29 protein-coding genes are annotated in these 25,990 nt (G+C 60.5%); 15 read left to right on the top strand and 14 right to left on the bottom strand.

Annotated features, from left to right (window positions below; genetic code table 11):
• Positions 1 to 223: 223 nt before the first annotated feature.
• Positions 224 to 505, top strand: a complete 282-nt coding sequence (locus PS14A_RS17340; protein ID WP_016770879.1) for a GNAT family N-acetyltransferase — start codon at positions 224 to 226, stop codon at positions 503 to 505.
• Positions 506 to 565: 60 nt separating this feature from the next.
• Here the strand turns inward: PS14A_RS17340 and PS14A_RS17335 are convergent, their stop codons facing one another.
• Together PS14A_RS17335 and PS14A_RS17330 are read right to left on the bottom strand one after the other, a co-directional pair.
• A complete protein-coding gene (locus tag PS14A_RS17335) occupies positions 566 to 1,642 on the bottom strand; it encodes a 3-deoxy-7-phosphoheptulonate synthase (RefSeq protein ID WP_016770878.1) in 1,077 nt (358 codons plus the stop codon).
• Between the two features lie 129 nt (positions 1,643 to 1,771).
• Positions 1,772 to 2,215 (bottom strand): PilZ domain-containing protein, encoded by a 444-nt coding sequence (locus PS14A_RS17330; RefSeq protein ID WP_024013780.1) that lies wholly within the window; start codon positions 2,213 to 2,215, stop codon positions 1,772 to 1,774.
• On the opposite strand from PS14A_RS17330, the gene PS14A_RS17325 reads away from it, so the two are divergent.
• The 5 genes from PS14A_RS17325 to cysB all read left to right on the top strand — a co-directional run bounded on the left by PS14A_RS17325 (position 2,214) and on the right by cysB (position 6,170).
• Positions 2,214 to 2,600, top strand: coding sequence for a thioredoxin family protein (locus tag PS14A_RS17325; protein ID WP_212616834.1), 387 nt, complete (start codon positions 2,214 to 2,216; stop codon positions 2,598 to 2,600). The genes PS14A_RS17330 and PS14A_RS17325 overlap by 2 nt on opposite strands.
• Positions 2,597 to 3,553, top strand: coding sequence for a putative 2-dehydropantoate 2-reductase (locus PS14A_RS17320; protein ID WP_212616833.1), 957 nt, complete (start codon positions 2,597 to 2,599; stop codon positions 3,551 to 3,553). The genes PS14A_RS17325 and PS14A_RS17320 overlap by 4 nt, the downstream gene beginning before the upstream one ends.
• Before the next feature lie 22 nt (positions 3,554 to 3,575).
• Positions 3,576 to 4,481: a 5'-nucleotidase gene (locus tag PS14A_RS17315; protein WP_122611508.1), complete on the top strand. Its 906-nt coding sequence runs from the start codon at positions 3,576 to 3,578 to the stop codon at positions 4,479 to 4,481.
• Between the two features lie 97 nt (positions 4,482 to 4,578).
• On the top strand, positions 4,579 to 5,082 hold the full coding sequence (locus PS14A_RS17310; protein ID WP_039759918.1) for a universal stress protein: 504 nt from the start codon (positions 4,579 to 4,581) through the stop codon (positions 5,080 to 5,082).
• Between the two features lie 113 nt (positions 5,083 to 5,195).
• Positions 5,196 to 6,170, top strand: coding sequence for an HTH-type transcriptional regulator CysB (gene cysB / locus PS14A_RS17305; RefSeq protein ID WP_016770873.1), 975 nt, complete (start codon positions 5,196 to 5,198; stop codon positions 6,168 to 6,170).
• A gap of 9 nt (positions 6,171 to 6,179) precedes the next feature.
• Here cysB and PS14A_RS17300 read toward each other — a convergent pair whose 3' ends face one another.
• Both PS14A_RS17300 and PS14A_RS17295 read right to left on the bottom strand, forming a co-directional pair.
• A complete protein-coding gene (locus tag PS14A_RS17300; RefSeq protein WP_130911591.1) occupies positions 6,180 to 6,662 on the bottom strand; it encodes a GreA/GreB family elongation factor in 483 nt (160 codons plus the stop codon).
• Between the two features lie 2 nt (positions 6,663 to 6,664).
• Positions 6,665 to 7,081, bottom strand: a complete 417-nt coding sequence (locus tag PS14A_RS17295; protein ID WP_016770871.1) for a hypothetical protein — start codon at positions 7,079 to 7,081, stop codon at positions 6,665 to 6,667.
• 125 nt (positions 7,082 to 7,206) lie between these two features.
• Here PS14A_RS17295 and earP point away from each other — a divergent pair, with 125 nt between their 5' ends.
• Positions 7,207 to 8,349: an elongation factor P maturation arginine rhamnosyltransferase EarP gene (gene earP, locus PS14A_RS17290; protein ID WP_212616832.1), complete on the top strand. Its 1,143-nt coding sequence runs from the start codon at positions 7,207 to 7,209 to the stop codon at positions 8,347 to 8,349.
• 48 nt (positions 8,350 to 8,397) lie between these two features.
• Positions 8,398 to 8,967, top strand: a complete 570-nt coding sequence (locus tag PS14A_RS17285) for an elongation factor P (RefSeq protein WP_003226785.1) — start codon at positions 8,398 to 8,400, stop codon at positions 8,965 to 8,967.
• A 178-nt stretch (positions 8,968 to 9,145) separates the two neighbouring features.
• Here the strand turns inward: PS14A_RS17285 and PS14A_RS17280 are convergent, their stop codons facing one another.
• The 4 genes from PS14A_RS17280 to PS14A_RS17265 form a co-directional block, all read right to left on the bottom strand.
• On the bottom strand, positions 9,146 to 10,156 hold the full coding sequence (locus PS14A_RS17280; protein WP_024013773.1) for an alpha/beta hydrolase: 1,011 nt from the start codon (positions 10,154 to 10,156) through the stop codon (positions 9,146 to 9,148).
• Positions 10,157 to 10,193: 37 nt separating this feature from the next.
• Complete coding sequence (locus PS14A_RS17275) at positions 10,194 to 10,613, bottom strand: organic hydroperoxide resistance protein (RefSeq protein WP_007940002.1); 420 nt, start codon at positions 10,611 to 10,613, stop codon at positions 10,194 to 10,196.
• Between the two features lie 329 nt (positions 10,614 to 10,942).
• Positions 10,943 to 11,398, bottom strand: a complete 456-nt coding sequence (locus PS14A_RS17270; RefSeq protein WP_073472431.1) for a MarR family transcriptional regulator — start codon at positions 11,396 to 11,398, stop codon at positions 10,943 to 10,945.
• 76 nt (positions 11,399 to 11,474) lie between these two features.
• Positions 11,475 to 12,431 carry a LysR family transcriptional regulator gene (locus PS14A_RS17265; RefSeq protein ID WP_016770867.1) on the bottom strand — a complete coding sequence of 319 codons (957 nt, stop codon included), beginning with the start codon at positions 12,429 to 12,431 and terminating at the stop codon, positions 11,475 to 11,477.
• A 108-nt stretch (positions 12,432 to 12,539) separates the two neighbouring features.
• Here PS14A_RS17265 and PS14A_RS17260 point away from each other — a divergent pair, with 108 nt between their 5' ends.
• Positions 12,540 to 13,289 carry a sulfite exporter TauE/SafE family protein gene (locus PS14A_RS17260; RefSeq protein WP_071173122.1) on the top strand — a complete coding sequence of 250 codons (750 nt, stop codon included), beginning with the start codon at positions 12,540 to 12,542 and terminating at the stop codon, positions 13,287 to 13,289.
• Here PS14A_RS17260 and PS14A_RS17255 read toward each other — a convergent pair.
• Positions 13,279 to 14,133, bottom strand: coding sequence for a LysR substrate-binding domain-containing protein (locus PS14A_RS17255; RefSeq protein ID WP_174823892.1), 855 nt, complete (start codon positions 14,131 to 14,133; stop codon positions 13,279 to 13,281). The genes PS14A_RS17260 and PS14A_RS17255 overlap by 11 nt on opposite strands.
• 97 nt (positions 14,134 to 14,230) lie before the next feature.
• Between PS14A_RS17255 and PS14A_RS17250 the strand changes: the two genes are divergently transcribed.
• Positions 14,231 to 14,452 (top strand): DUF1127 domain-containing protein, encoded by a 222-nt coding sequence (locus PS14A_RS17250; RefSeq protein ID WP_016770864.1) that lies wholly within the window; start codon positions 14,231 to 14,233, stop codon positions 14,450 to 14,452.
• Positions 14,453 to 14,516: 64 nt separating this feature from the next.
• On the top strand, positions 14,517 to 15,743 hold the full coding sequence (locus tag PS14A_RS17245) for a winged helix-turn-helix domain-containing protein (RefSeq protein ID WP_212616831.1): 1,227 nt from the start codon (positions 14,517 to 14,519) through the stop codon (positions 15,741 to 15,743).
• 89 nt (positions 15,744 to 15,832) lie between these two features.
• Here the strand turns inward: PS14A_RS17245 and PS14A_RS17240 are convergent, their stop codons facing one another.
• Entirely contained in the window at positions 15,833 to 17,179 is a 1,347-nt protein-coding gene (locus PS14A_RS17240) for a 3-deoxy-7-phosphoheptulonate synthase class II (RefSeq protein ID WP_038861070.1), read from the bottom strand.
• A 151-nt stretch (positions 17,180 to 17,330) separates the two neighbouring features.
• Between PS14A_RS17240 and PS14A_RS17235 the strand changes: the two genes are divergently transcribed.
• Entirely contained in the window at positions 17,331 to 18,086 is a 756-nt protein-coding gene (locus tag PS14A_RS17235) for a spermidine synthase (protein WP_130911595.1), read from the top strand.
• 109 nt (positions 18,087 to 18,195) lie between these two features.
• On the opposite strand, the gene PS14A_RS17230 is transcribed toward PS14A_RS17235, so the two are convergent.
• Positions 18,196 to 18,987, bottom strand: a complete 792-nt coding sequence (locus tag PS14A_RS17230; RefSeq protein ID WP_212616830.1) for a crotonase/enoyl-CoA hydratase family protein — start codon at positions 18,985 to 18,987, stop codon at positions 18,196 to 18,198.
• 419 nt (positions 18,988 to 19,406) lie between these two features.
• Here PS14A_RS17230 and PS14A_RS17225 point away from each other — a divergent pair, with 419 nt between their 5' ends.
• On the top strand, positions 19,407 to 21,080 hold the full coding sequence (locus PS14A_RS17225; RefSeq protein WP_016770859.1) for a DEAD/DEAH box helicase: 1,674 nt from the start codon (positions 19,407 to 19,409) through the stop codon (positions 21,078 to 21,080).
• Between the two features lie 106 nt (positions 21,081 to 21,186).
• On the opposite strand, the gene PS14A_RS17220 is transcribed toward PS14A_RS17225, so the two are convergent.
• A complete protein-coding gene (locus tag PS14A_RS17220) occupies positions 21,187 to 21,954 on the bottom strand; it encodes a class III extradiol ring-cleavage dioxygenase (RefSeq protein WP_212616829.1) in 768 nt (255 codons plus the stop codon).
• A gap of 103 nt (positions 21,955 to 22,057) precedes the next feature.
• Between PS14A_RS17220 and PS14A_RS17215 the strand changes: the two genes are divergently transcribed.
• Complete coding sequence (locus tag PS14A_RS17215) at positions 22,058 to 22,714, top strand: thiopurine S-methyltransferase (protein WP_212616828.1); 657 nt, start codon at positions 22,058 to 22,060, stop codon at positions 22,712 to 22,714.
• A 172-nt stretch (positions 22,715 to 22,886) separates the two neighbouring features.
• Here the strand turns inward: PS14A_RS17215 and htpX are convergent, their stop codons facing one another.
• Both htpX and PS14A_RS17205 read right to left on the bottom strand, forming a co-directional pair.
• On the bottom strand, positions 22,887 to 23,774 hold the full coding sequence (gene htpX / locus PS14A_RS17210; protein WP_007908619.1) for a protease HtpX: 888 nt from the start codon (positions 23,772 to 23,774) through the stop codon (positions 22,887 to 22,889).
• Positions 23,775 to 24,077: 303 nt separating this feature from the next.
• On the bottom strand, positions 24,078 to 25,289 hold the full coding sequence (locus PS14A_RS17205; protein ID WP_016770856.1) for a pyridoxal phosphate-dependent aminotransferase: 1,212 nt from the start codon (positions 25,287 to 25,289) through the stop codon (positions 24,078 to 24,080).
• 224 nt (positions 25,290 to 25,513) lie between these two features.
• Between PS14A_RS17205 and msrB the strand changes: the two genes are divergently transcribed.
• Complete coding sequence (gene msrB / locus PS14A_RS17200) at positions 25,514 to 25,909, top strand: peptide-methionine (R)-S-oxide reductase MsrB (protein ID WP_130911598.1); 396 nt, start codon at positions 25,514 to 25,516, stop codon at positions 25,907 to 25,909.
• Positions 25,910 to 25,990 lie beyond the last annotated feature (81 nt).

Here is a 25,990-nt window from a genome sequence, read left to right as displayed (position 1 = left end):
ACCGAACCTGCGAGCATCGAAGCCTTTGCCCCCAAACCGTCCGATGACGAGCGTACCTTGAGCATTATTGCCAATGGTGCCTACTATTCAGCAGGTGTCAGGTTGCGCGAGATCGGTGTGGCTCTTCTCGGTGTCCATCAGGCACGGGGTGGCGTAGATGTTCCTTCGCCGGGAAAACATCGGTAAGGTAGGGGTCACAATTCAAGACCCGCGAGGAGTAGTGATGAGCGAGGCGTTGTCCATCCACCATGACCAGGCTGGTCATCAATTCGAGACCACTGTGGACGGTCATCGTGCTTACCTGACCTACATGGATCTGGGCAAGCAGACCCTGGATATCTATCGTACCTTCGTGCCCAATGCCCTGCGCGGCCGTGGCATTGCCGCAGCGCTGACTGAACGCGCGCTGCAATACGCCGAAGAAATGGGCTACACGGTGATCCCGTCTTGCTCCTACGTCGAGCGCTACATGGAACGCCATCAGCGTCGCGCCGCGAAGATCTGAACCGCACACACAAAAACGCCGGACAATGTCCGGCGTTTTTTTATGCCCGTAAAACGCAGTTTACGTGCGCTGACGCTTCGGCAATACGTCCTTGAGCTTGGCGTGCATGCTGCGCAAGGTGTTTTCGGTAGCGGACCAATCGATGCAGGCATCTGTGATCGACACGCCGTATTGCAGGTCGGCGAGGTCTTTCGGGATTGCCTGGCAACCCCAGTTCAAATGGCTCTCAACCATCAGACCGATGATCGACTGGTTGCCCTCGAGGATCTGGTTAGCGACGTTTTCCATCACCAGCGGTTGCAGGGCCGGGTCCTTGTTGGAGTTGGCGTGGCTGCAATCGACCATGATGTTCGGCTTGATCTTCGCCTTGTTCAGCGCCTGCTCGCATAGCGCAACGCTGACCGAATCATAGTTCGGCTTGCCATTGCCGCCGCGCAGCACCACGTGCCCGTAGGCGTTGCCTTTGGTAGTGACGATCGACACGCCACCTTCCTGGTTGATGCCGAGGAAACGGTGCGGGCTGGACACCGACTGCAAGGCGTTGATCGCCACGGTCAGGCCGCCATCGGTGCCGTTTTTGAAACCAACCGCCGAGGACAGGCCGGAAGCCATTTCGCGGTGAGTCTGCGATTCGGTGGTACGCGCGCCGATGGCCGACCAGCTGATCAGATCCTGCAGATATTGCGGGGAGATCGGGTCGAGGGCTTCGGTGGCGGTCGGCAGGCCTTTCTCGGCCAGGTCGAGCAGCAACTGACGACCGATATGCAGGCCGTCCTGGATCTTGAACGAGTCGTCCAGGTACGGATCGTTGATCAGACCTTTCCAGCCGACGGTGGTACGCGGCTTCTCGAAATACACGCGCATGACCAGATACAGAGTGTCGGAGACTTCCTCGGCGAGCACCTTGAGGCGATCGGCGTATTCGTGAGCAGCCTTGATGTCGTGAATCGAGCACGGGCCGATCACGACGAACAGACGGTGGTCGGTACCATCGAGAATGTTGCGAATGACTTCGCGGCCCTTGGTGACGGTGCGCAGGGCGGCGTCGCTCAGGGGGATATCACGCTTGAGCTGATCGGGAGTGATCAGGGTCTCGTTAGAGGCGACGTTTAGGTCGTTGATCGGTAAATCAGCCATCGTTTACTCGTCAGGTCACGGGTGCCGGCCGCCAGCGATCCCCGCGCGGCGGAGCACAGCAGATTTAGCGCGTCGGGGGAGCCGAACCTTAGCGCGTCAGAGGCGGCTCGACAATGGGCAAACCGTGCTTTAGTCCAGCGCTGGCTGCGCAAAAGCCTTGCGCAGGTTGTCGTGGGAGAACTCTTCGGCGTGCTCCTCGACCCATTGCAGGGCCAGCGCCTGACTATCCTGCAGATCGTCGTGGCTGTCCTGCATGCGTGAATAGCGTTCGATCTGACACACCTGCTCACCCATTCGCGCGCTGAACAGGGTCTGTTCGTCAGTGAAGGCAATGCCCACCAGATAGCCTTTTTTACGCCGCAGACACCAGGCCACATAGCCCGGATAACAGAAGTCGGCATTCAGCGTCGGCATGCGCACTTGCAGCGCAGTGCCGTGGCGCCAGGCGCGGTGGTAATTGCAAGCGATGCCGCCGAGGCTGATAGTGTGCAGCTGTTGTCTGGAAATGCATTCAGGCTTGAGTAACGTCAATTCAACCGGCACTTCGTCCGGATGAGGAATGAAACGTCCCATGAGCACAGACTCCCTGTGTCGGCCATCTGACATTGTTTCCCCCAGTATAGTGGTCGAATCCGAGCTGACCGACTTCGACGCCGACCAGCGGCTGCTGGCGATGCGCGGGGTTTCTCTGGTGATCTTCACCAGCGTCGGCTGCGCCAGTTGTCGTTATGCCCGCGAGGTGTTGCCGGAATTGCCGCTGATGATCGACCAGCTGTGCTGGATCGACGCCGGCAACAACGGCGGGCTGGTCGAGCGTTATCAGGTGTTTCATTTGCCGGCGCTGTTCGTGGTGCGCGACGGCGAGTTCTTTGGCGCAGTGCACAGCCGCCTGACGGTTGATGAGCTCAACCAGGCAGTGGCACAGGCGCTGGGTCGAATTGCAGAGGAGTTGCCATGAGCGAGACAGTCAACAAACCGGTGGTGGGGATTATCGGCACCGGTGCGATCGGCGGGTTTTACGGGGTGATGCTGGCGCGTGCCGGTTTCGACGTGCATTTCTTGTTGCGCAGCGAATTTTCCGCAGTGGCTGAGCGCGGTTTGCAGATCAACAGTGCGGTGCATGGGCCGTTGACGCTGAATCCGGCCAATGCCTATTCCGCTGCCGAAGACATGCCGCCCTGTGACTGGCTGCTGGTCGGCACCAAGACCACCAGCAACGCCGGTCTGGCGCCGGCGATCATTCAGGCCGCCAAACCTGACGCCAAAGTACTGTTGCTGCAAAACGGTCTGGATGTCGAAGACAGCCTGCGGCCGCTGCTGCCGGATTCGCTGCATCTGCTCGGCGGTTTGTGTCTGGTTTGCGTAAATCGCGAAGGCCCGGGGCAGATTACCCATCAGGCCCTTGGCGCGGTGAATGTCGGTTATCACAGCGGCTCGGCCATTGATGAAGTAGCGCGCGTGGCGATCGTCGAGGAGGGCGCCGGGTTGTTCCGTGCCGCCGGCATCGACTCTCAAGCGATGGCCAACCTGCATCAGGCGCGCTGGCAGAAACTGGTGTGGAATATTCCCTACAACGGCCTTTCAGTACTGCTCGGGGCGGGAACCGAAGCGCTGATGGCTGATGCTGACAGCCGCCGGTCGATTCAGGCGTTGATGGCGGAAGTGGTGCAGGGCGCCAAGGCCTGTGGATACGAGATCCCGCCCGGTTACGCCGAGTACCTGTTCACCATGACGGAAAAAATGCCCGATTACTGGCCGAGCATGTACCACGATTTTGCACACAAGCGTCCGCTGGAGCTGGAGGCGATCTACGCCCGGCCATTGGCGGCGGCGAAAGCGGCGGGCTGCGAGTTGCCGCGCATCGAGGCGTTGTATCGCCATTTGGGTTTTATCGACCGACGCAATACCTGAGTCGGTTGTTCTGGGGGAAGGCATGGCCAATAACATCGATGACAAACTGGTGCTGGCGATTTCCTCGCGCGCCTTGTTCGACCTGAGTGAAAGCCACAAGGTCTACCTGTCGAGCGGCGTCGAAGCCTATCGGCAATATCAGATCGAGCACGAAGACGAAATCCTCGCGCCGGGCGATGCGTTCCCGCTGGTGGAAAAACTCCTGAGCCTGAACAGTCGTCTCGGCCGCGCGCGGGTCGAGGTGATTCTGGTCTCGCGCAACAGCGCCGACACCGGTCTGCGGGTGTTCAATTCGATCCATCATTACGGCCTGGCGATTTCTCGTGCGGCGTTCGTCGGTGGGCGCAGTCCGTATCCGTATCTGAAAGCGTTTGGCTGCGACCTGTTTCTCTCGACCCACGCCGAAGACGTGCGTGCGGCGCTGGACGCCGGGTTCGCCGCCGCCACGATTCTGTCCGGAGGCGCGAGCCGTGCGGCCAGTGATGAATTACGTATCGCCTTTGACGGTGATGCGGTGATCTTTTCCGACGAGTCCGAGCGCGTCTATCAGTCCGGCGGCCTGGAAGCGTTTCAGGCCAAGGAACGCGAATCGGCACGCGAGCCATTGCGTGGTGGGCCGTTCAAGGGCTTTCTGGCAGCGCTCAATCTGTTGCAGCGCGAGTTTCCCGATGACGATTGCCCGATCCGCACGGCGCTGGTGACCGCGCGTTCGGCGCCGGCCCATGAGCGGGTGATCCGCACCTTGCGGGAATGGGATATTCGTCTCGATGAGTCGCTGTTTCTCGGTGGCCTGACCAAATCGGCGTTCCTCGAAGCCTTCGCCGCCGACGTGTTCTTCGATGACCAGACCGGTCATTGCGAGCTGGCTCGCGAAGTGGTCGCCACCGGCCACGTGCCCCATGGCATCAGCAACGAACAGCCGATCTAGAGCCTTTTCATTCAGGACGTTGCGTCGCACGTCGTACTCGCCAAGGCACTGCTAAGCTGAATCAATCTCCGCCATCGTTGGCTCGCGAGGAGGTCCCATGATTCGCTCAATGCTGTATGCCACCGACCTCGGTCTGTACGCACCGTTCGTGATGCAGCATGCCCTGGCCTTGGCGCGCACCTTCAATGCCGATCTGTATGTAGTGCACGCGGTGGAACCCATGGGCCTGTTTGCCGAGTCGGTGCTGCAAAGCTATCTCGACGAACAGGCATTGAACGAATTCCATAGTCAGGGTCTGAAAACAGTCATCGCCAATATCGAACAGCGGGTGCTCGACAGCTTTCGTGAAGAACTGGGGGACGACGGCGAACAGGATCTGCAGCGCATTCGCGCGGTGCGCGTGCTGCAGGGTGATCCGTCGCAGGTGATTCTCGAACAGGTGCACAAGCTCTCGGTCGATCTGCTGATCGTCGGCAGTCACAGCCATGGTGTCGGTGCGGAAACACCGTTGGGGCGCACGGCGGCGCGGGTCCTGCAGTTGGCCAAGGTGCCGGTCTATCTGGTGCCGCTGATGGAACGCCGGCGGCGTGAGGATCGCTGAAGCAGGAATAATGGCGTTTTGATAAAAAAGTTCTAGATTTATTCTTCGAACCATTAATATAGTTATATACCGTCGCTGATGCCCGTGGCGTCTACCTGCTTTGAGGGATTGATATGAAGCTTCAACAACTGCGCTACATCTGGGAAGTGGCGCACCACGACCTCAACGTTTCCGCTACCGCTCAAAGCCTGTACACCTCGCAACCGGGCATCAGTAAGCAGATCCGCCTGCTGGAAGACGAGCTGGGCGTCGAAGTCTTCGCCCGCAGCGGCAAGCACCTGACCCGCGTCACCCCGGCCGGCGAGCGCATCATCACCACCGCTGGCGAGATCCTGCGCAAAGTCGAAAGCATCAAGCAGATTGCCCAGGAATTCTCCAACGAGAAAAAGGGCACCCTGTCGATCGCCACCACCCACACCCAGGCGCGTTATGCGCTGCCGCCGGTGATCAGCAATTTCATCAAGCAATACCCGGACGTGGCCCTGCACATGCATCAGGGCTCGCCGATGCAGATCGCCGAAATGGCCGCTGACGGCACCGTCGATTTCGCCATTGCCACTGAAGCGCTGGAGCTGTTCGGCGATCTGGTGATGATGCCGTGCTACCGCTGGAACCGCTGCGTGGTCGTACCCCACGGCCACCCGTTGACCAAGTTGCCGAAGCTGACCCTCGAAGCGCTGGCCGAATATCCGATCGTTACTTACGTATTCGGGTTCACCGGCCGCTCCAAGCTCGACGAAGCCTTCAGCCATCGTGGCCTGACGCCGAAAGTGGTGTTCACCGCTGCTGACGCCGACGTGATCAAAACCTACGTGCGTCTGGGTCTGGGCGTAGGCATCGTGGCTAAGATGGCCGTCGATACCAAGCTCGATAACGACCTGGTGGTGCTGGATGCCAGCGAACTGTTCGAGTCGAGTATCACCAAGATCGGTTTCCGACGTGGCACTTTCCTGCGTGGCTTCATGTGCGACTTCATCGAGAAATTCGCCCCGCACCTGACCCGCGAAGTCATGGCCAAGGCCATTCAGTGCCACAACAAGCAAGAGCTCGAAGAGCTGTTCGACGGCGTCGAACTGCCCGTTCACTAAGCACCCGCTTCAGAGCACCTCGGTGACAGCAAATTGTTGCCGGGTGCCCGCCACCAGAATCTCCACCTCATCGCCCTCGAACTTGCCCAGCAGGCTTTTGCCCAGCGGCGAGCGCGGGGTGATGACGGTGATCGGTTGACCCACTACATCGACTTTGAGACCCGCCGCATCCGGCGCCAGAAACAGCCATTGCTCGCGACCCTTTTCGTCCTCCAGACCGAGCAGGGCGCCGACTTCGATGCCGCGTTTTTCGTCGTAGGCACGCAACGTCAGGTTCTGACACAGCGCCAGTGACTGACGGATTTCCTCAACCCGCTTCGCCTGACCCGCCGCCAGATACGACGCCTCCAGCCCCAGCGTGTCGTACTTGTTTTCGGCGATGTTTTCTTCGTGGGTCGCGGTTTCGTAAGCGGTTTGCGCGGCGCGTTCGGCAATGTCGAGGTCGATGCGCAGCTTGTCGAGAATCAACTGGTGGACGCTGTGTTTGTTCATGATCAATCGCAGAATTGCAAAACGTTGGCGCGGCTCTTTTCGGTCGGCGCGGTCTGGTCCTGCTGCAGCCAGAACTGGCATTTCGGATTGGACGCGTTACGCGAATTGGCGCGCGCCTGATCCAGTCGGGCCTGCTGTTCATTCTTGCGCAGGTTTTCTTCGTACTGTTGGAACAGCGGACTCTGCGGTGGAATGTCCGGCTGTACCTGTACGGGCGCCACAGCCGGCGGACTGACGCGCTGCTGCACCGCTTGCGCGACAGGGGCCAGTTGCTCGGGAAAGATAAAGCGCGAAAGCAGCCAGCAGGTCAGCGCAATCGCCAGGAACCCCAGCCACAGGCCCAGCGCAATGCTGCCGGTCAGATGCAGCGCGCTAAGCTGAACGGGCAACGGACGACGCGGATTCGGACGGTAGGGCATGGCGGCCTCCTGGCGGATGGTTGCGGGCAAGCGGCGATTGTCGCACGAAGATTAATCGCCGTCGGCTCTTCTGCGCGAGTGCATTTATGCGGACAATCGAGGTTTTTTGCCAACGGGAGAACGGCATGCCTGAAGTGAAACCCCGCTGGGACATTTTCTGCACCGTGGTCGATAACTTCGGTGACATCGGCGTGACCTGGCGCCTGGCCCGGCAGCTGGTGGCCGAGCATGCCTTGCCGGTGCGCCTGTGGGTGGATGATCTGCGCGCGTTCGAGCGCCTCTGTCCTGAGATCGATGTCGATGTTGTGCAGCAATGGCAGCAGGGCGTCGAGGTGCGTCAGTGGCCGAGCGAGTGGCTGCACGCCGAGGCGGCCGACGTAGTCATCGCCGCCTTCGCCTGTCAGTTGCCCGCCGACTACATGGACAGCATGGCTGCGCGGGAAACGCCGCCGCTGTGGCTCAACCTCGATTATCTCAGCGCCGAAGACTGGGTCACCGGCTGCCACGGCTTGCCGTCGGTAAAATACAAAACGGTGCAGAAGTTCTTTTTCTTTCCAGGCTTCAAACCGGGCACCGGTGGCCTGCTGCGCGAACGCGGACTGCTCGAGCAGCGTCGGCAGTTTCAGCAGGATCGGCCGGCCCAGCGACATTTCCTGCAAGCCTTGGGCATCGATCCTGCTCCGGACGCGCAACTGATCTCGCTGTTTGCTTATGAAAACCCCGGGCTGGCCAGTTGGCTGGACGTGCTGGCGGCCGATGCGCGGCCGACTCACCTGCTGGTGCCGGAAGGACGGATTCTCGGCGATGTGGCGCGCTGGCTGAATGTGGAAACCCTGACGGTCGGCGCGATTCATGTGCGCGATTCGCTCACCGTGCAGGTGCTGCCGTTCGTCCGTCAGGATCAATACGACCATCTACTGTGGTGCTGCGATTTCAACGCGGTGCGTGGCGAGGACTCATTCGTTCGCGCGCAATGGGCGGGGCGGCCTATGCTCTGGCACATCTATCAGCAGGACGATGACATCCATCTGGACAAGCTCGATGCTTTTCTTGCGCTCTACACTCACGGCCTTACGCCCGCTGCGGCGCAGGCGATGAACGGTCTGTGGCGCGCGTGGAGCGCCGGGCAACCGATCGGCGAGCACTGGCTGGCGGTGCGAAATCATTGGCCGGAACTCGAGGAAAACGCCGAGGCATGGTGTCTGGAACAGGCCTTGCAGGCGGATCTTGCCACGGCGCTGGTACAGTTTTATGTAAATTGGATATGATACGCGGCCTAGATTTTTGTAAATCCCATCCAAATTCGGATATTCGCAATGAAAACTGGTAAAGAACTCAAACCCGGTACCGTGATCCGTATCGACAACGATCCTTGGCTGGTTCAGAAAGCTGAATTCACCAAGTCGGGCCGTAACAGCGCGATCATGAAGACCAAGCTGAAGAACCTGCTGACCGGTTACAAGACCGAAACCGTTTACGGTGCGGACGACAAACTGGACGACGTGATTCTGGATCGTAAAGAAGCCACCCTGTCGTTCATCAGCGGTGACACCTACACGTTCATGGACACCACTGACTACACCATGTACGAGCTGAACGCCGAAGACATCGAAAGCGTTCTGCCTTTCGTTGAAGAAGGCATGACCGACGTTTGCGAAGCCGTGTTCTTCGAAGAGCGTCTGGTTTCCGTAGAACTGCCGACCACCATCGTGCGTCAGGTTGACTACACCGAAGGCTCCGCTCGCGGTGACACTTCCGGCAAGGTGATGAAGCCTGCCAAACTGAAGAACGGTACCGAGCTGTCGGTTGCCGACTTCATCGAAATCGGCGACATGATCGAGATCGATACCCGCGAAGGCGGTTCCTACAAAGGCCGTGCGAAATAAGCACTGCTTTTTGCGGAAAGAAAAAACCCGACCATTGAGTCGGGTTTTTTTGTGCCTGTAAGAAACACTCGGAACCCTGTGGGAGCGAGCCTGCTCGCGAACGCGGTGTGTCATTCAATGAAGCGCTGTCTGACGGGACGCTTTCGCGAGCAGGCTCGCTCTCACAATGGGACGGTGGTTACTTCAAGTGTTGCTTCAGTTCTTCAGACGCCTGCAACATCGCCGAGCGCACCGCCGGTACCTGGCTGACCACGTTGAGCAAGCCGTAATCGTGAATCATGCCGTTGTAGCGCACCGACGTTACCGGTACTCCGGCCTCGTCGAGTTTGCGCGCATAGGCTTCACCTTCATCACGCAGCACGTCGGCGCTGGCAGTCTGCACCAGTGCTGGCGGCAGGCCTTTGAGCTGTGCGGTGGTGGCGCGCAGCGGTGAAGCGTAGATCTCGTTGCGCTGCTTTGCGTCGGTGGTGTAGTTGTCCCAGAACCACTTCATCATATTGCGGGTGAGGAAGTGCCCTTCGGCGTACTGGTTATACGAACCGGTGTCGAAGTTGGCATCGGTCACCGGCCACAGCAGCACCTGGAATTTGATCGCCGGGGTGCCCTTGTCCTTGGCCATCAGCGCAACCACTGCGGCCATGTTGCCGCCGACGCTGTTGCCGGCCACGGCCAGTCGCTTGCCGTCGACATTGATCTCTTTACCGTGTTCTGCCACCCATTTGGTCGCAGCGTAGGCCTGGTTGATCGCCACCGGGTAATGCGCTTCCGGCGAAGGGGTGTAGTTGACGAACACCGCCGCCGCACCCGAACCGACCACGAGATCGCGTACCAGACGTTCGTGAGTCGGGAAGTCTCCCAGCACCCAGCCGCCGCCGTGGAAGAACATGAACACCGGCAGCTCACCCTTGACCCCGGCCGGCCGGACGATGGTCAGGCTCAGCGGTTGACCATCGACCTGGATGGTCTTCTCGCTGACATCGGCTTTGGGCAACGTCAACTTGACCCCGGACTGCGCGCCGACCAGCACGGCGCGGGCATCCTTGGGCGACAGCTGCTCGATCGGCTTGCCGCTGCCAGAATTCAGCGCATCGAGGAATGCCTGGGTGTTGTGTTCGACATCACCGGCGAAAGCGCTGTGTACCGACAGGGCGAGAAGGGTACCGGTCAAGACTTTGCTGAAAGTGTTCATGTTCATTTTTCCTTGTTCGGGCCGGGGGCTTGAGTGATTACACGGTCACGTGCAGGCGCACATCGACGTTGCCACGGGTGGCGTTGGAGTACGGGCAGACCTGGTGAGCGGCGTCGACCAGCGACTGCGCATCGGCTTGTTCCAGGCCCGGCAGGCTGATGTGCAAATCGATGTCCAGACCGAAACCGCCAGGGATCTGGCCGATGCCGACATGGGCGGTGATTGACGCGTCGTCAGGAATCTTGCGCTTGGTCTGGCTGGCGACGAATTTCAGTGCGCCGATGAAGCAGGCCGAGTAACCGGCAGCGAACAGTTGCTCAGGGTTGGTCGCCGCACCGCCAGCACCGCCGAGTTCTTTCGGGGTGGCCAGTTTGACGTCGAGTACGTTGTCGCTGGAGATCGCACGACCGTCACGGCCGCCAGTGGAAGTTGCGATTGCGGTGTAGAGAGTTTGCATGGTGTGAGCCTCATTGGTTGTGGTTTTGCGCGCTAATTGTTTGCGCGCTAAGTAGGTGTGAAGAGAATGTATAGCGCTAATGTTTGGCGCGCAAGATAATTTTTTAATAAATATCGCGTTTTGCTCAAGGGCATAGCGTTGAAGGGGCGGGTAAGGCTTGATTTAGAGCGCTTGACGAGGGAATGCAGGCGGGAAAAATATTTTTGTTGGCGTTGAAAATCAGTGTGGGAGCGAGCCTGCTCGCGAAGGCGGTGGAACATTCAACGACTCGCTGTCTGATCGGACGCTTTCGCGAGCAGGCTCGCTCCCACAGGGGAATGTAGCGGGGCTTAATTCAGGCTGTCTTGCAGATGTCCGCGCAGCGCTTGCAGCTCGGCCTGCAATTTCTGCAGACGTTCAAGGGTGAAGCCACTGGCGCCAAGAATGCACTGCGGCACGGTCTGCGCCTTGTCGCGCAAGGCGCGGCCCGCTGCGGTCAGTTCGACAATCACCACCCGCTCATCTTCGCGACTGCGGGTGCGGCTGAGCAGGCCTTCGGCTTCCAGACGCTTGAGCAATGGCGTCAGCGATCCCGGATCGGTCAGCAGGCGTGCGCTGATTTCTCCGACAGTCAGACCGTCCTTCTCCCACAACACCATCATCGCCAGATATTGCGGATAGGTCAGGCCCAGCGCCTGCAACAGCGGCTTGTAGACCTTGGTCATCATCAGCGAGGTCGAGTGCAGGGCGAAGCACGCCTGATTGTCGAGCAGCAGGTCGTCGCAGTTGTCGCGTTCGCAAGTCATTGTCAAAGCCTTGATCGTTGATCGTTTTTTAATCTAGCGCTCGAATCTTTAAGGCGCCAGATAAATATGTCCGGCGTCAGTGCCGGGCGAATTGCCGTTGCAACGCCAGATCCCACGGCGGCACCGGGCTGAAGCGGGTTTTCAGGTATTCCAGCAATAACCGACTGCGCGAATGGACCTGCTGTTCCATGCGCAGCGCGTAAATGCCGGTGGACTCCGGCGGCGGCAGGCCGTTTTCGCAGAACAGTGGCACCAGTTCGCCACGCAGCAAGTATTCGCTGGCCAGCCAAGTCGGCAAGTGTGCGACGCCCAGACCCGCCGCCGCGCCACACGCCAGGGCTTCGGCATTGTTGGCGCTCAGGCGCACCCGCGATGGCCGGTGCAGTTGCATTTGCCCGTCCACTTCGAATTTCCAGGCAAAGGGCGGCGCAAGGCCTTCCCAGTCGAGCCCGTCGTGTTCACTCAACTGCGCTGGGTGCTCGGGCACGCCACGCTGCTTGAGATAGTCAGGGCTGGCGCAGGCGACGCGGACCATGCTCGCCAATGGCGTGGCGACCAGGCGCGAGTCAGCCAACTGGCCGGTACGCAGCACCAGATCGACCTTGCCCAGGCTGCTGCCGGCCATGTCGCTGAAGCTGTCGATCAGGTGCATCTGCACATCCAGTCCCGGATACAGCAGGAGAAAATCGGCAATTACCGGCGCCAGATGCCGCCGCCCGAAAGCTGCTGGCGCATCGATGCGGATCAGGCCTTCCGGTGCGCTGCTCAACGACACCGCTTCGGCCCGCGCCAGTTGCAACTCGGCGATGATCCGTCGCGCCCGCTCGGCAAAGGCCAGGCCGGCCGAAGTCGGCAGCACGGCATGGGTGCTGCGTACGAACAGCTGACTGCCGACGGCACTTTCCAGGCTATCGATGCGCCGGGCTACGGCGGAAGGCGTCAGCGGATGGCGGCGCGAAGCGGCAGAAAAGCTGCCACTCTCCAGCACATCGAGAAACAGGCCGAGCTGATCGGTCAATTGGTTGGGATTCATGGAAATCACGCTTGTGCAAAATCGGCATAGCCATTGTGCGTTGCTGTGCGTTTCCCCGCTAGGCGCGAGTGCGTAGCATTGGCCGCCTGTCGTTAGAGGATTACCGTTGTGATGGATTTTCTGTTGTACCTGCTGTTCGGCGCCGCCCTTGGCACATTGGGCGGGATCTTTGGCATTGGCGGTGGCTTGATTGCGATCCCGTTGCTTGGCGTGTGGTTTGGGCTTGATCAGCAGATCGCCCAGGGCACGGCGCTGGTGATGGTGGTACCGAACGTGATGCTGGCGCTGTGGCGTTATCACCAGCGCAATCGCATCGAATTGCGCCATGCGCTGCCGCTGGCAGTGATGGGTTTCTGCTTTGCCTGGCTCGGCTCGATCTGGGCGGTGGGCATCGATGCGCAGACCATGCGCATCGGATTTGTCGCTTTTCTGGTGGCGCTGTCGGCCTACAACCTGTTGAAGATGTTCGGTCCGCGACCAGCGCCGACTGCCGAGATGCGCTATTCGTGGCCGTGGTTGGGCGTGCTCGGCGCCGCCTCGGGGACCATGGGCGGTTTGTTTGGCGTCGGCGGCGCGGTGGTGGCGACGCCGGTGCTGACCAGCCTGTTCGGCACCAGCCAAGTGGTTGCTCAAGGATTGTCGCTGGCGCTGGCCCTGCCGAGCACTGGCGTAACCCTGGTGACCTACGCGGTGCACCACGAAGTCGACTGGATGATCGGCCTGCCTCTGGCGGTCGGAGGTCTGCTCAGCATCAGTTGGGGCGTGAAAGTTGCCCACGCCATGCCGGAAAAACTCCTGCGTGGGCTGTTCTGCGGCTTTCTGGTGCTGTGTGCGGTGATGCTCGCATTTAAAGTTTGAAGCCCTCGACGATGTGCTCGGCCAGGCACTCGGTGATCGGCGACGGGTTGTTCAGATTGCGGATCAGCATGATGCTCGCCTCGGGCAACAGTGGCAGGTCTTCGGCGGCGCCAAGGATGCGCATATCCGGGGTGATCAGGCTTTCCAGTTGCGCGGTGATCGCCAGCCCCGCGCTGACTACCGCCATCAGCGCCGACAGGCTGCTGCTGTTGTAAGCGATGCGGTAATCGCGGCCCATCGCGTCCAGCGCATTGCATGCCCACAGGCGGCAGAAACAATCACTGTTGAACATCGCCAGGGGCAGCGGCGTCTGTTCGTGGGCGCTGAAGTTCTGCGCCTCGGCCCAGACAAAGCGCTCCTTGCGCAGCAACTGGCCGATCTCGTTGCCCGGCTCGCGGGTAACGATCGACAAGTCCAGATCAGTGCGCTGCAACAGTTGTTTGGTCGATTCGCAATGCACTTCGATCTGGATCAGCGGATAGAACTGCGCGAACCGCGACAGGATCCCCGGCAGAAAACGCATCACATAATCATCCGGCGTACCGATGCGCACGGTGCCGACCATGTGCGGCTCGCGCAGGGTGTTGAACACCTCACTGTGCAGTTTGAGGATGCGCCGCGCATAACCGAGCAGAACCTGGCCTTCAGCCGTAAGCCGCACCTGACGGCCATCGCGCTCGAACAGCTGGCGCTGCAACACGTCTTCTTCCAGACGTTTCATCTGCATGCTCACCGCCGACTGGGTGCGGTTGACCATCTCGCCGGCACGGGTGAAACCGCCCTGATCGGCAATCGCGACAAAGGTGCGCAGGACATCGGTATCGATACTGGGGTAGGCGGACAATTGATGAATCTCCGTGATGCATGCCATCAGAAACATTCGTTGGATTGATCTTAGCGCTGGCGCGAGACTTGAGCCATCCACAAAAGGAGGCAAGACGATGAAAGGTCAAAGAGAGTATGCAAGCCAAGAACAGCTGTCCGGCCACGGCCATATCGTGTCCGATCTGCTGCACAAATTCAGCCGTTGGTATGAGCTGCATCGTGAACGGGAAATGCTCGCCGGTCTGAGCGATGAGGCGCTGAAGGACATCGGCATCAGCCGCGCCGATGTCGAGCATGAAACCGTGCGGCCGTTCTGGGACGACCCGATGCATAAATGATGAGGCGATCGCTACACAAACCCCTTTCAGGTGAGGTAGGTTGCGAGCAGACATGGAGGAATAAATGCCCGCGACAGTGTCCTTTTCCCTCAAACAGGCGCGACGTCTGGCGCTGGCCGCCCAAGGGTTCAACGGGCGCCAGCCGCCGACCGTCACTGCCGGCCATCTCAACCGGCTGATCGAACGGCTGGGCCTGCTGCAAATCGATTCCGTCAATGCCGTGGTGCGCTCGCACTACCTGCCGCTGTTTTCCCGTCTCGGTTCCTATCCATCTGACTTGCTCGACCAGGCTGCCTGGAGTGCCGGCCGGCGGCGCACGCTGTTCGAATACTGGGGCCATGAAGCGTCGCTGTTGCCGCTGTCGATGTACCCATTGCTGGGTTGGCGCATGCAACGGGCCAAGCGTGGCGAAGACATCTATCAGCAATTGGCGAGGTTTGGTCGCGAACAACAGGAAACCATTCGCCGCGTGCTGACTGCGGTTGAGGAGCGGGGCGCGCTCGGCGCCGGCAGTCTGTCGACCCGCGAAGACAAGGCCGGGCCATGGTGGGACTGGAGTGCCGAGAAACACGCGCTGGAATGGTTGTTCGCCGCCGGTGAGGTCACGGTGGCGGGGCGACGCGGATTTGAGCGTTTGTACGATTTGCCCGAGCGAGTGATTCCGGCAGCGATTCTGCAGCAGCCCGAGCCGGATGAGGCCGAGGCGCAACGCGGTTTGCTGTTGCATGCGGCGCAAGCATTGGGCGTTGGTACGGAAAAAGACCTGCGCGATTACTTTCGCCTGAGCCCTGCGGATGCGCGCCCGCGTCTGGCTGAGTTGGTTGAAGCGGGGCAATTGCAGATGTGCGAAGTCGCCGACTGGCGGCAGATCGCCTATTGCCTGCCGGAGCCCAAAGTGCCGCGCAAGGTCATCGCCAGTGCGCTGCTGTCGCCGTTCGACTCGCTGATCTGGGAGCGCAGCCGCACCGAGCGCTTGTTCGATTTCCGCTATCGCCTGGAAATCTACACTCCGCAGCCCAAGCGCGTTTACGGCTATTACGTGCTGCCGTTTTTGCACAACGAGCGGATCGCCGCGCGGGTTGATCTGCGCGCCGAACGGGCGGCGGGGCAGTTGGCGGTGCATGCGGTGCACGAGGAAGAACCGGGGCTGGACGAGGAGGGCATGCTGGCGCTGGCGCTGAATTTGCGGCGGATGGCGGGTTGGCTGGGGCTTGAGCGGGTGCAGTTGAATTGTCAGCGCGAGAGTGCGGGGCGGTTGCGGGTGGCATTGGCGCGGATTGAGGTTGCCTGAGCCGGCCCTTTCGCGAGCAGGCTCGCTCCCACAGGGAAACGCATTGCAAATGTGGGAGCGAGCAGGCTCGCGAATTGGGGCGACTCGGTCTAGCGGCGGACTTGCTTCAGAGTCTCGGCAATCAAAAACGCCAATTCCAGCGACTGGTCAGCATTCATCCGCGGATCGCAGTGGGTGTGATAACGGTCGGACAAGCCATCCTCGGTAATCGGTCGGGCGCCGCCGATGCACTCGGTGACGTTCTGCCCGGTCATCTCGATATGGATGCCGCCGGCATAGCTGCCTTCCGCTTCGTGCACCTGGAAGAACTGCTTCACCTCGCCAAGGATCTGCGCAAAATCGCGGGTCTTGTAGCCGCTGCTGGCCTTGATGGTGTTGCCGTGCATCGGATCGGAGCTCCACAGCACCTGCTTGCCTTCGCGCTGGACCGCGCGGATCAGTGCCGGCAGATGATCGCCGACCTTGTTCGCGCCCATCCGCGCGATCAGGTTCAACCGCCCCGGATCGTTGTCCGGGTTGAGCACGTCGATCAGGCGAATCAGGTCATCGGGGTTCATGCTCGGGCCGACTTTGACGCCGATCGGGTTGTTCACCCCGCGCAGGAATTCAACGTGCGCGCCGTCGAGCTGACGTGTGCGGTCGCCGATCCACAGCATGTGCGCCGAGCAATCGTAGTAATCGTTGGTCAGGCTGTCGCGGCGGACGAAGGCTTCTTCGTAGTTCAGCAGCAACGCTTCGTGGGCGGTGAAGAAACTGGTTTCGCGCAGTTGCGGCGAGCTGTCCATGCCGCAGGCGCGCATGAACGCGAGGGTTTCATCGATGCGGTCGGCGAGGTGGCTGTACTTCTCGGCCAGCGCCGAGTTGGCGATGAAATCCAGGTTCCACTTGTGCACTTGGTGCAGGTCGGCGAAACCGCCCTGGGCGAAAGCGCGCAACAGGTTCAAGGTTGCTGTGGACTGATGGTAGGACTGCAGCAAACGCTCCGGATCCGGCACGCGGCTCTTTTCGTCGAAGCCGATGCCGTTGACGATGTCGCCACGGTAGGCCGGCAGGGTTACGCCGCCGATGGTTTCGTCGTTGGCCGAACGTGGCTTGGCGAACTGACCGGCCATGCGCCCGACCTTGACCACTGGGCAGCCGGCAGCGAAGGTCATGACGATTGCCATTTGCAGCAACACTTTGAAGGTGTCGCGGATCTTCGCGGCGGAAAATTCGGCGAAGCTTTCCGCGCAATCGCCGCCCTGCAACAGGAACGCGCGGCCCTGAGTGACTTCGGCAAACTGGCGGCGCAGCTCGCGGGCTTCGCCGGCGAACACCAGCGGCGGATAGCTGGCCAGGGTTTGCTCGACCTGGCGCAGGTGCGCGGCGTCGGGGTATTGCGGTTGTTGCTGGATCGGCAGGGCGCGCCAGCTGTCAGGGCTCCACGGTTGGCTCATCACGGTCTCGAAGTTCGTACGCAGGGAAGCGCCATGTTAGCAGCAATTAGTGCGTGACCTGCTCCCGCCCCATCGCCGACAATCGCCGCTTTGCCACGGCGCCACAGCGGTGCCATCGCGTCACCGCGCCCGGTGACCATCAGGAGACGAAATGACTGAGGAGCGCGTCGAGCATCTGCTCGCCGAAGTACAGGATGAGTTCGGCGTGATTCGCGTGCTGGAAGTGGCCGATTACCGCTTTCTCGAATTCGGCGATGCGATCGAGCAGAGCTGCGTGTTCACCGCCGACCCGAGCTGGCTGGAGTACGACTACACCCGCGCGATGCTGATCGGCGCGCTGTGCCACGAGCAGCCGGAGAGTGCGCTGTTTCTCGGTTTGGGCGCGGGCACGCTGACCCAGGCTTGCCTGAAGTTTCTGCCGCTCGAAGACGTCGAAGCCATCGAACTGCGCCCGGACGTGCCGCGCCTGGCCATCGAGTATCTCGGTCTGGATGATGATCCGCGGTTGTACATCCGCGTCGGCGATGCGCTGGAATTGCTGCCGACTGCCGAGCCGGCGGATCTGATTTTCGTCGACCTCTATACCGATGTCGGTCCCGGTGTCGGGCATCTGGCCTGGAGTTTTCTCGGCGATTGTCAGAAGCGCCTGAATCCGGGCGGCTGGCTGGTGATCAACCAGTGGGCCACCGACGATGGCAAGCCACTGGGCGCGGCGTTGTTGCGCGGGCTCTATCACCGGCACTACTGGGAATTGCCGGTGAAGGAGGGCAACGTGATTCTGATCGTTCCGGCGGATCTCGATCAGGCGCTGGACATGCAGGCGCTGACCCAGCGGGCCGAAGCGCTGGCGCCGCGGTTGGGGTATTCGTTGCAGTCGTTGATCAACGCGATTCGCCCGGCGACGTAAGTCGGCAGTACCGCCCTTTTCGCGAGCAGGCTCGCTCCCACATTTGAAATGCATTCTCCCTGTGGGAGCGAGCCTGCTCGCGAAAAGGCCCTGACAGGCAGCAGAATCTTCAGATGCCTTTGAAGATCCCTGACCGCCGCTCCACCAACGATCGCACCCCCTCCCGGGCATCCTCAGTGGCGAGCAACTTCTTCACCAGCGCCGGTAACGCCTGCGCCGCCGCTGTCTCACCCTCATAACGCGCCTGTCTCGCTGACATCAAGGTCGCCTGCACGCCCAGTGGTGCCTGCCGGGCAATCCGTTCGGCCAGCTCGATCGCGCGGGGCAGCAAATCTTCGCTGGCCATCACTTCCTGCACCAGGCCCAGATGCAACGCATCGTGGGCATCGAACTCATCGCCAGTGAGCAACCAGCGCATCGCGTTGCCCCAGCCAGCGATCTGCTGGAAACGCAAAGTCGCGCCGCCAAACGGAAAGATCCCACGCTGCACTTCCATCTGCGCGAAGCGGGTATTGCTCGCGCACAGGTTGATGTCCGCCGCCAGCATCAGCTCGATGCCGATGGTCAGGCAGTAACCCTGCGCGGCGACGATAACCGGTTTGCTCACCCGTGGGCCGACGAAAACACCCCAGGGATCGCAACCGCCGCTCGGAACCTGCCAGCCTTCGGCCAGTGCGGCGCTGGCATTGACCAGATCGAGTCCGGCGGTGAAGTGCTCGCCATGGCCGAACACCACGGCGACCCGCGCTTCGCGGTCGGCTTCGAATTCGCCGTAGGCCAGGCTCAGGTCGTTTAGCAGGTCGATATCGAAAGCGTTGCGCTTGGCCGCCCGATCAAGGCCGATCAAGTGCACATGACCACGACGTTCTCGGCTGACGCGGCCGGCGCAGGGCTGATTCATGGCTAAATCCTCAAGCGGGAAGGGCGGGTGCGCGGCGCTTTGCCGCAGATCGGTGAACCGTTTGAGCGTTATCGCCCGCAGGGCCGGGCCTTTGCAAAATAGACCGTTGCGCGATTATCCGCAAAACCCCGTTACACGGCGGTGACACCCGGATAAGGGCCACAAAAAAAGCTCCCTTTTCGGGCGAAATCCGGTATAGTGCGCGCCGGCCTTTAACCGGGCCGCGTTTAGGTAGCGCATTTCCCGAAGTCAGCTTCGGCTGCATGTCCGCATTGCGGGCTCTTCCTTGACGATTCATCTTCATTCATTCGTTTTCGCAAATCCCCGCCGACAAAGCTGCCAGGGCGACTCTTGAGTCTCAACACGGCATGCGCAGCTTTGGAGCATGGGTCTTTGCGGATGCACTTAGAGGCAGACCCATGACCCAGGAAACCGGCGGATTCGCCGCTTTTAATCTCAACCCGAATATTCTTGCAGCCGTCGCAGCGACTGGCTACGAAGAGCCTTCGGCGATTCAGCAGCAATCGATCCCGATCATCATGGCCGGCCAGGACATGATTGGCCAGGCGCAAACCGGTACCGGTAAAACCGCCGCGTTCGCACTGCCTATTCTGCACCGCATCGATCCTGCCAAGCGCGAACCGCAAGCCCTGATCCTGGCGCCGACCCGAGAGTTGGCGCTGCAAGTAGCAACCGCTTTTGAAACCTACGCCAAGCAAATGCCAGGCGTCACCGTCGTGGCTGTCTACGGCGGCGCGCCGATGGGCCCGCAACTCAAGGCAATCCGTAATGGCGCACAGATTGTTGTCGCTACTCCGGGTCGTCTGTGCGACCACCTGCGTCGCGACGAGAAAGTCCTGTCGACTGTGAACCATCTGGTTCTCGACGAAGCTGACGAAATGTTGAAGCTGGGCTTCATGGATGACCTGGAGGTCATCTTCAAGGCTCTGCCATCGACCCGCCAGACCGTGCTGTTCTCGGCGACCCTGCCGCAGTCGATCCGCGCCATTGCCGAACGCCACCTGCGCGATCCGCAACACGTCAAGATCCAGACCAAGACCCAGACCGTTACCGCGATCGAACAGGCTCACCTGTTGGTTCACGCTGACCAGAAAACCTCTGCCGTGCTCAGCCTGCTGGAAGTCGAAGACTTCGACGCGCTGATCATGTTCGTGCGCACCAAGCAAGCGACCCTGGACCTGGCCAGCGCCCTCGACGCCAAAGGCTACAAAGCCGCCGCGTTGAACGGTGACATTGCCCAGAACCAGCGTGAGCGCGTGATCGACTCGCTCAAGGATGGCCGTCTGGACATCGTTGTCGCGACCGACGTTGCTGCCCGTGGTCTGGACGTTCCGCGCATCACTCACGTATTCAACGTTGACATGCCGTACGACCCGGAATCCTACGTGCACCGTATCGGCCGTACCGGCCGTGCCGGTCGCGAAGGTCGTGCACTGCTGCTGGTGACTCCACGTGAGCGCCGCATGCTGCAAGTGATCGAGCGCGTAACCGGTCAGAAAGTTGCTGAAGTACGCCTGCCAGACGCTCAAGCCGTTCTCGATGCACGCATCAAGAAACTGACCAACAGCCTGTCGCCGCTGGTTGCTGATGCCGAATCGACTCACGGCGAACTGCTTGATCGCCTGACCGCCGACATCGGTTGCACCCCGCGTGCACTGGCTGCTGCGCTGCTGCGCAAGGCCACCAATGGTCAAGCGCTGAACCTGGCCGCAATCGAGAAGGAACGTCCACTGGTGCCGAACAACGCACCGCGTGGCGACCGTCCTGAGCGTTCCGGTGATCGTCCTGATCGTGGTGACCGCGAGCGTCGCGCGCCAATGCCTTTGGGCGAAGGCCGTGCTCGTTGCCGTACCGCGCTGGGCGCGCGTGACGGTATCGCTGCGAAAAACCTGCTGGGCGCCATCCTCAACGAAGGCGGTCTGGCCCGTGAAGCGATCGGTCGCATCCAGGTGCGTGACAGCTTCAGCCTCGTCGAGCTGCCGGAAGAAGGTCTGGAAAAACTCCTGACCAAGCTGAAGGACACTCGCGTTGCCGGTAAGCAGCTCAAGCTGCGTCGCTACCGCGAAGATTGATCCGCCCTTGGGCTGATTGATCGCACATAAAAAATCCCCGACTGGTTCGGGGATTTTTTTTGCCTGTTCATTGGCTACTGTGGGAGCGAGCCTGCTCGCGAAGGCCTCAACCGAAGCGATAAATATCCATACCCAGCGCCCCCATCGTGAAACCCTGATGCGTCACGCTGAAAACCCCGCCCGCACCGCGAGCAAAATACAACGGCAACAAATGCTCATCACTCGGGTGACTGCGCACCGCATTTGGCGCCTGCTGGCGATAATCATGCAGCGCCGTTTCATCGTCGGCCGCCAGTTTGTCGATCATCCAGTCACGAAAATCCCGCGCCCACGGTTCAATGCTTTCCGGGCCGGCATGCCAGTCCAGCTCGCGGAGGTTGTGGGTGATGCTGCCGGAGCCGATCAACAGAATGCCGTGTTCGCGCAGGCTCGCCAGCGCACGGCCAACCCGCGTCTGCAACGCCGGCCCACCACGACTCGGCAGCGAGACTTGCACCACCGGAATGTCGGCCTGCGGATACATCAAAGACAGTGGCACCCAGACACCATGATCAAACGGTCGTTGCGGATCGAGCCGCGCCGGCAAGTCATGGGCGTTCAGCAGTTCAGCCACTTCGGCGGCCAGCTGCGGATTACCCGGGGCCGGGTACTGCACTTCAAACAGCGCACGGGGGAAACCGCCGAAGTCGTGCCAGGTTTCCGGATGCGGGTGGCTGCTGACCAGCAGTTCCTGGCTTTCCCAGTGCGCCGAGACGATGACGATGGCTTTGGGGCGCGGCAGTTCAGCGGCCAGTCGCGCCAGTGCCGGGCCGCTGGCACCGGGCTCCAGCGCCAGCATCGGTGAACCGTGGGAGATAAACAGGCTGGGCAACATGGACGGGCTCCTGAGCGCTAAGATGAGCCATCTTCAGTCAGATCATCGATCTGAATCCAATATAAGTTTCTGCGGTTTTTCATCGGTTTTTCGGGAGTGAGCCATGCAGTCTGAGTTTTGGTACAAGAAATGGGATTCGAACCAGATCGGCTTTCATCAGTCCGAGGCCAACCCGTATTTGCAGTGCTATTGGCCGGAGCTGGCGATTGCACCGTCGGCGCGTGTGCTGGTGCCGCTGTGCGGAAAGAGTCTGGATCTGCTCTGGCTTGCCGGGCAGGGGCATCAAGTGCTTGGGGTTGAGCTATCGGAGAAGGCTGTCGAGGATTTTTTCAGCAATCATCAGTTGCAGCCGCAGATCGGCGAGCAAGGCGCATTCAAGGTTTATCGCAGTGATGCCATCGAACTGTGGTGCGGGGATTTTTTCGCCCTGACGGCGGGGGATGTTGTCGGTTGCACGGCGCTGTATGATCGCGCCGCGCTGATTGCCTTGCCGGACGTGATGCGTCAGCGCTATGCAGCGCATCTGCAGCACTTGCTGGCGCCGGAGGTGAAAGGGCTGGTGATTACTTTGGATTACGATCAGACGCAGATTCCGGGGCCGCCGTTTGCGGTGACTGATGATGAAGTGCAGCGGTTGCTGGGTGAGGGCTGGCAGGTGGACGAACTGGAGCAGCAGGATGTTCTGGCTGAGAGTCCGAAGTTTCTGCAGGCTGGGGCTGAGTGGTTGGTGGAGCGGGTTTATCGGGTTTCTTCCAGATAGTTTTCTGTCAGCAGCTCCGGCGTCTTCGCGAGCAGGCTCGCTCCCACAGTGGGATGCATTCCAAAGGTGGGAGCGAGCCTGCTCGCGAAAGGGACTTTGCTGACAATGCATGATCTGAAGAAACAAAAAAAGGCCCGCATCGCTGCGGGCCTTCTTTTTCACTTCGGTCAAATCAACCGCGACGACGCAGTGCGTCAATACGCTCTTCCAGCGGCGGGTGGCTCATGAACATGCGGGCGAAGCCCTGTTTGATGCCACCGTTGATGCCGAAGGCGTTCAGGGTGTCGGGCATGTGCACCGGCAGGCCCTGTTCGGCACGCAGACGTTGCAGAGCGCCAATCATCGCGCTGGTACCGGCCAGGCGGGCGCCGGCTTCGTCGGCACGGAATTCGCGCTTGCGCGAGAACCACATGACGATTGCGCTGGCGAGGATGCCCAGCACCAGTTCGGCGAAGATGGTCGCCACGTAGTAGGCGATGCCCTGGCCTTCTTCGTTCTTGAAGATGACCTTGTCGACGAAGTTGCCGATGATCCGCGCGAAGAACATCACAAAGGTGTTCACCACGCCCTGGATCAGCGCCAGCGTGACCATGTCGCCGTTGGCGACGTGACCGATTTCGTGGGCCAGTACGGCTTTCACTTCATCGGGCGAGAATCGCTCGAGCAGGCCCTGGCTGACCGCGACCAGCGCGTCGTTCTTGTTCCAGCCGGTAGCGAAAGCATTCGCTTCGTAGGCCGGGAAAATCCCGACTTCAGGCATCTTGATCCCGGCCTCGCGGGACAATTGCTCGACCGTTTGCAGCAGCCATTGCTCATGACGGGTGCGTGGCTGGCTGATGATTTGCGTGCCGGTGCTCATCTTCGCCATCCACTTGGAGATGAACAGCGAGAACAGCGAGCCGGCGAAACCAAAGACCGCACAGAAAACCAGCAGCTGACTGAGGTCGAGGTCGACCCCGTTGGCCGCCATGAACCCGTTGAAGCCGAACAGGCTCAGGGTGATGCTGGCTATCAGCACGACCGCCAGGTTAGTGGCCAAAAACAGCAGGATGCGCATCATGGTTGTAGAACTCTCCTCAAGCTAAAGATGTAGCGTACTGCGGGGTATATAAGGTGCGGCACCGGGCTATTCAACCGAGTGACTATTTCAAACTGTGTCCTACAGCGGTTTCCTGAGCAAAAAGAAAATTCCCACCCTCGATTCCGACACGGATGACACAGCCTTTCGCCCCGCCGCCATTAGGTCAGACACGTCTGTACAGCTCGCATCGCAAGTGTAGAAGGGCTGCAAAGGCGCGGATTAAAGATGTGTTGCTGAATCAGACAGTGCGCAACAGCCAATCCGTTGCGCACTGCTGGCCCATTACTGGCGGTAGGACTTGAGGAAGTTGCCGATGCGGCCGATGGCCATCTCCAGGTCATCGACGCGGGGCAGGGTGACCACGCGGAAGTGGTCCGGCCACGGCCAGTTGAATGCCGTGCCCTGCACCACCAGCAGCTTTTCGGAAAGCAGCAGGTCGAGAACGAATTTCTCGTCGTTATGGATCGGGCAGACCTTCGGGTCGATTTTCGGGAATGCGTACAGCGCGCCCATCGGCTTCACGCAGCTGACGCCGGGAATGTCGTTGAGCAGTTCCCAGGTGCGGTTGCGCTGTTCCAGCAAGCGACCCTGCGGCAGCACCAGATCGTTGATGCTCTGATAGCCGCCCAGCGCGGTCTGGATCGCGTGCTGGCTCGGCACGTTGGCGCACAGGCGCATGTTGGCCAGCATGTCGATGCCCTCGATGTAGCTCTGCGCGTTGTGTTTCGGCCCGGAAATGGCGATCCAGCCGGAGCGGAAACCGGCCACGCGGTAGGATTTCGACAGACCGTTGAAGGTCAGGCAGAGCAGGTCCGGCGCCAGCGAGGCAGTGCAGATATGCACGGCGTCGTCATAGAGAATCTTGTCGTAGATCTCGTCGGAGAACACCACGAGATTGTGCGCCCGGGCGATTTCCAGCATGCCCAGCAACACTTCCTTCGAATACACCGCACCGGTCGGGTTGTTCGGGTTGATGATCACCATGGCCTTGGTGTTCGGAGTGATCTTGGCCTTGATGTCGGCGAGATCCGGGAACCAGTCGGCGCCTTCGTCGCACAGGTAGTGCACAGCGTTACCGCCGGCGAGGCTCACCGCAGCGGTCCACAGCGGATAGTCCGGAGCCGGCACCAGCACTTCGTCGCCGTTGTTGAGCAGCGCCTGCAGCGACATCACGATCAGCTCGGACACACCGTTGCCCAGGTAGATGTCTTCGATGCCGACACCTTCGACCTGCTTTTGCTGGTAGTACTGCATCACCGCCTTGCGCGCGCTGAACAGGCCTTTGGAATCGCTGTAGCCCTGCGCGGTCGGCAGGTTGCGGATCACGTCCTGAAGGATTTCGTCCGGCGCTTCGAAACCAAACGGCGCCGGGTTGCCGATGTTCAGCTTGAGGATGCGCTGGCCTTCCTCTTCCAGTCGTTTGGCGTGCTTGAGCACCGGGCCGCGAATGTCGTAGCAGACGTTGGCGAGCTTGTTCGATTTGCTGAACTGCATGGCGATGTGATCCCGAAAATGAACGATCCAGGCGGCAAATGGACAACCGTACTGGGATTGCTGCGTCTTCGCACAGGCGGAGGTCTGGCGCTTTTGCGCTCAGAATCCGTTTGAATGCGCCCGGTCTGGCTGCCAGACTGGCGCGTGACGAGGCGCAATCATACGTGCCGCCCGATCCGTGGAAAAGGTACAGATCGGGCTTTTTCAGCCGCTGAGGTGTGATGATGGAAAAGTTGCAGAAAACCCTGGAAGAGTGGAAGGCCATGCTCGACCCCGAGCAGTACAACGTCTGCCGTCTGAGTGCCACCGAGCGCCCGTTCTCGGGCAAGTACAACGACACCAAAACCGACGGTGTCTACCACTGTGTCTGCTGCAACGAGCCGCTGTTCGACTCCAAGACCAAATTCGACTCCGGCTGCGGCTGGCCGAGTTTCTATCAGCCGATCGGCGAAAGCGCGATGACCGAAATCCGCGACACCAGCCACGGCATGATCCGCACTGAAGTGAAGTGCGCGCGCTGCGATGCGCATCTGGGGCACGTGTTCCCGGATGGCCCGCCACCGACCGGCCTGCGTTATTGCATCAACTCGGTGTGCCTGAACCTCGAGCCCCGCGAATAACCGAAACAGGCGACATTGCGTCGCCTTTTTTATCGAGCAATTAGATTGCGCACGATTCAATTGCTCGTTATGTTTGCGCCT

It is taken from the genome of Pseudomonas sp. 14A (assembly GCF_018132745.1).
In the GTDB taxonomy this organism is placed as follows: domain Bacteria; phylum Pseudomonadota; class Gammaproteobacteria; order Pseudomonadales; family Pseudomonadaceae; genus Aquipseudomonas; species Aquipseudomonas mercuritolerans.
The sequence above is the reverse complement of the archived record's forward strand: the minus strand, read 5'-3'. Positions and strand labels throughout refer to the sequence as shown.